We start from the raw sequence: 3,682 nt of genomic DNA, 5'->3' as shown, positions 1-3,682 counted from the left end.
AACAGAGGAGATCATCATAGAAAATGAGATGGTCATGCAGGTAGCCCAACGGAAAGTGGCCCTTTATGACAAATCAGGAGAGCAACATTATGACATTATTTCTGCCTTTATTAAATCGATCAGAGGATCAGACCCAAACGCTGCCGTCTATTGGCTGGCCAGAATGATAGAAGGGGGAGAAGATGTGAAGTTCATCGCCAGGCGACTTCTTATTTTGGCTTCTGAAGATATAGGCAATGCCAATCCCAATGCACTATTACTGGCTACCAATTGCTTTCAGGCTGTGAATGTGATTGGATACCCAGAGTCCCGAATTATTCTTTCCCAATGTGTAACTTACCTGGCTTCTTCTCCGAAAAGTAATGCAAGTTATATGGCCATCAATTCTGCTCAGGCATTGGTAAAACAGGAGGGAGACCTACCAGTTCCTCTTCACCTGCGAAATGCTCCTACCAAGTTGATGAAGGATCTTAACTATGGTAAGGCCTATAAGTATTCTCATGATTTCGAAAATAACTTTGCCTTTCAAGAGTTTCTTCCGGACAAGATCAAAGGAACCAAACTTTATGATCCCGGATCAAATGCCCGTGAAAACGATCTAAGAAGAAACCTTCAAAAACTTTGGGGTAAGAAGTACGGGTACTAACCCGACTAATTTGCCTTGTTCAGCGTGTATCGGAGGCCTATCAATGCCCGGAAAGTTAAATCATATGCGCCATACATAGGCGTCCCCTCCATTAGTAAGATAAACTGACGGTGATTGGCTATGGGTTTAAGGCTTAGTCCAAGTGGTATTCCGGCCTGGGCATCCGATATTTCATTATAGCCTAACAATAGACCACCATGTAAGTTGTACCAATCAGTTTGCCGAAAATTATAATGGCCCTGCGCTTCTAAACCCATAAAAGGGTTTACCATACCTCCGGCAAACACTCTGGCTTCAGCAAATATTTTTTTTTCAGGATCCGAACCTACACCTATATGACTTAGTATGCCTTCATGATAAATGCCCACATGCACTTGTGCCATCCCTTGGAATGAAACGAACATTAATAGAATAGCAAAAAAAGCAGTAAATCTTAACTTTGTTTTCATAGGATTCGTTTTACACAAAGGTAAACAAGTCCTAATAATTTCGGTAACTATAGCGTGAGAATTGTCACCGATTACTAGATAAATAGTACTTATTTTTACAAAAAATTATAACAGATGAATTGGAGAAAAGAAATTAAAAGTTGGGGCATAATGTTGGGGGTATTTGGAATTCTGTATTTCACCGGCCTCATCACCCCAATAATGGGAGGAATTCAGTCTTTGGTATTATCTACCGGCTTGATTAAACCTAAAGTGACTTTAGAAAACAAAGAAAAACAGGCCTTTGATTATACAGGGCAGTTTTTAGATACTAATGGAGACAGGTTGGGCTTGTCTCAGTATAAAGGAAAAACTATTTTTATAAATCTTTGGGCAACATGGTGTCCCCCCTGTCGAGCAGAGATGCCCCATATTTCTGATTTATATGATAAAGTGAAAGGGAAAGAGGATCTTAAATTTTTAATGATAGCTTTGGATGAGGACTTCAATAAGAGCATTAAATTGGTGGAGGAAAAGGAATATTCATTTCCCATTGTTCATGCAGCCAATGGGTTAACCCCTTCCTTACAAAGTCAAGCCATACCCACCACCTTGGTGGTAAGCCCAGAAGGAGAAATTGTCTTTTATCAGGAAGGAATGAGCAATTTTAACAACCAAGAGTTTCAGGACTTTTTATTGTCTTTGTGATTTTATGGATGAGATAGTTTAGGTAGCCCCAATGAAAATAGAGTATTTTAATAGGGGCTGAATTGGTGAGAATAATAATTCGAGGGTTTCTACCCTCGAATTATCACACAAGTAAGTTTTGGTGGAAAAGTAGCTCAATCCTCCGCTTGAGATGCGAGCAACTATTCTGTTATTAAATTAAATGCTCCTTTTACCAAAAACTGAGTGTTTTTTGAAAAATCGGTATGGTTTAAAATCTCCACATTTCCATCATTGCTCAAGCCTGTTTTTACCTCTTTTTTGCTAAAGAAATATTGATTTTGAGAATAATTATTGAGTATCAACACATAATATTTACCGTCAATGTCGACCAAAGCTTCTTGAGGTAGGGATAATTTACTTGTGGAATTTGCATAAATTTCAGCCTCTACATACATGCCTGGATTGAATCTTTGATTTAGTTTCTCATTAGATAAATGGCCATGGATTCCAATGGTTCTATCTTCAGGGTTTACTGTTTTGTTCACCAGATAAACAAATGCTTCATGGCTTTGGCTATTGTCCTCCTGTGTTTTAAAATGGATGATTTGGCCTTTTTGAATTTTAGAAAGATCTTTTTCAAATATATTTAATTCGAGGTGCATATGATCTGTGTCTACTATTGAGATGGCTGTTTGAGAAGACTCCAGAAACTGTCCCCTCCTCGCATCTACTTGAGTTACGTAGCCACTTATGGGTGAACTGATTTGAATTGTGGTGCGAATATTTTCCAGGTTTAAGGTGTTGGGATCGATATTCATTAATGACAGTTTTTTTGCAAGAGAGGCTGCTTTTACCTTTGTGACGGTATAGTCAGATTCGGCTCTCAGGTAGTTCTTTTGGGAAGTCACTTTGTCTTGCACAAGGTTTTTCTGTCTTTCATAATCTGATTGAAGGTAGCTAAGCTGTCCTTTTGCCTCTAAGTAATCTTGCTGGATCTGAACAAAATCAGGGTTTTCTAAGGTTAATAGGTTTTGCCCTTTTCTTACTTTTTCACCGGGTAAAAGACGGATATCCTTTATCGTTCCGGGGAAATAGGAACTTACGGCCGCATTATTTTCCGGTGGAACATCAAATTTACCTATGGCTTTTATAATCTGATGAAAAGTAGAACTGTCAAAAGTTCCAAGGGCCATTCCTGATGACTTGAATTGGCTGGCAGTAAGTGTATAGGCACCCTCCATTGTCGCCTCAGTGACAGGTTCTTTCTGATCTGAAATATCTCCCGGAGATGAACAGGATAAAAAGAAAAGAAAGGAAGCAAAAATCATATAATTTAGTGCATGATTTTTCATGGGATGGTTATTATTTATTTATAATTCATTAAATAGTTTGCCTCCAATACCGTCTCATTATATTGAAAAAGATAACGAAGATAATTGGATTCGATGGTTTTGGAGTTTTCTAAAAACTGGGTGTATTGAAGAAAGTTTATTTCACCATTCTGGTAAGCCTTATTGGCATGGAACAGCGTTTCTTCTGATAACTTTTTACCAGTTTCTTCATAGTAAACTAATTCTTTCTCAAATTGTCTTAAGTCGGAAAGCAAAGCGTTGTATTGGGAGCGCAATTGTATGAGGTAATTGTTCCTTGCAGACGCAATTATTTTGGTTTGGGTCTTTGCAGCTTCAATTTTTGACTTTTGATATCCAAACCATAGCGGTAAGGCTACACCTACATGGAAACCTGAGTAGGTTTGCCTACCTACACCCTTGTTCATGCCTTGAAATACAGATAGATTTAAATCGGGTAGTAATCTTTGCTTCTCCAGCTTATAATTACTGGCCCATAAATTTATGGCATCTGCATAATAATTGATAACAGGATGGCTAGCTGAGTCAAGTGGGCTTAAGGGGATTCTTTCAAGATTTTCTTCATTTAC

4 protein-coding genes and 1 pseudogene are annotated in these 3,682 nt (G+C 38.3%); 2 read left to right on the top strand and 3 right to left on the bottom strand.

Annotation, left to right across the window (positions count from 1 at the left end):
* A pseudogene (locus AAC037_RS21535) lies at positions 1–646 on the top strand (replication-associated recombination protein A); the annotation flags it as partial.
* A gap of 5 nt (positions 647–651) precedes the next feature.
* On the opposite strand, the gene AAC037_RS21530 reads toward AAC037_RS21535, so the two are convergent.
* A complete protein-coding gene (locus AAC037_RS21530; protein WP_339905523.1) occupies positions 652–1,095 on the bottom strand; it encodes a hypothetical protein in 444 nt (147 codons plus the stop codon).
* Between the two features lie 114 nt (positions 1,096–1,209).
* On the opposite strand from AAC037_RS21530, the gene AAC037_RS21525 reads away from it, so the two are divergent.
* Positions 1,210–1,782: a TlpA disulfide reductase family protein gene (locus AAC037_RS21525; RefSeq protein WP_339905521.1), complete on the top strand. Its 573-nt coding sequence runs from the start codon at positions 1,210–1,212 to the stop codon at positions 1,780–1,782.
* Between the two features lie 161 nt (positions 1,783–1,943).
* On the opposite strand, the gene AAC037_RS21520 is transcribed toward AAC037_RS21525, so the two are convergent.
* Both AAC037_RS21520 and AAC037_RS21515 read right to left on the bottom strand, forming a co-directional pair.
* Positions 1,944–3,095, bottom strand: a complete 1,152-nt coding sequence (locus tag AAC037_RS21520) for an efflux RND transporter periplasmic adaptor subunit (RefSeq protein ID WP_339905520.1) — start codon at positions 3,093–3,095, stop codon at positions 1,944–1,946.
* A gap of 14 nt (positions 3,096–3,109) precedes the next feature.
* Positions 3,110–3,682, bottom strand: a 573-nt coding sequence (locus AAC037_RS21515; RefSeq protein ID WP_339905519.1) for a TolC family protein, incomplete at its 5' end; no start/stop codon positions are given.

Source organism: uncultured Cyclobacterium sp. (assembly GCF_963976465.1).
Lineage (GTDB): Bacteria > Bacteroidota > Bacteroidia > Cytophagales > Cyclobacteriaceae > Cyclobacterium.
This window is presented reverse-complemented; position numbering and strand designations above follow the sequence as displayed.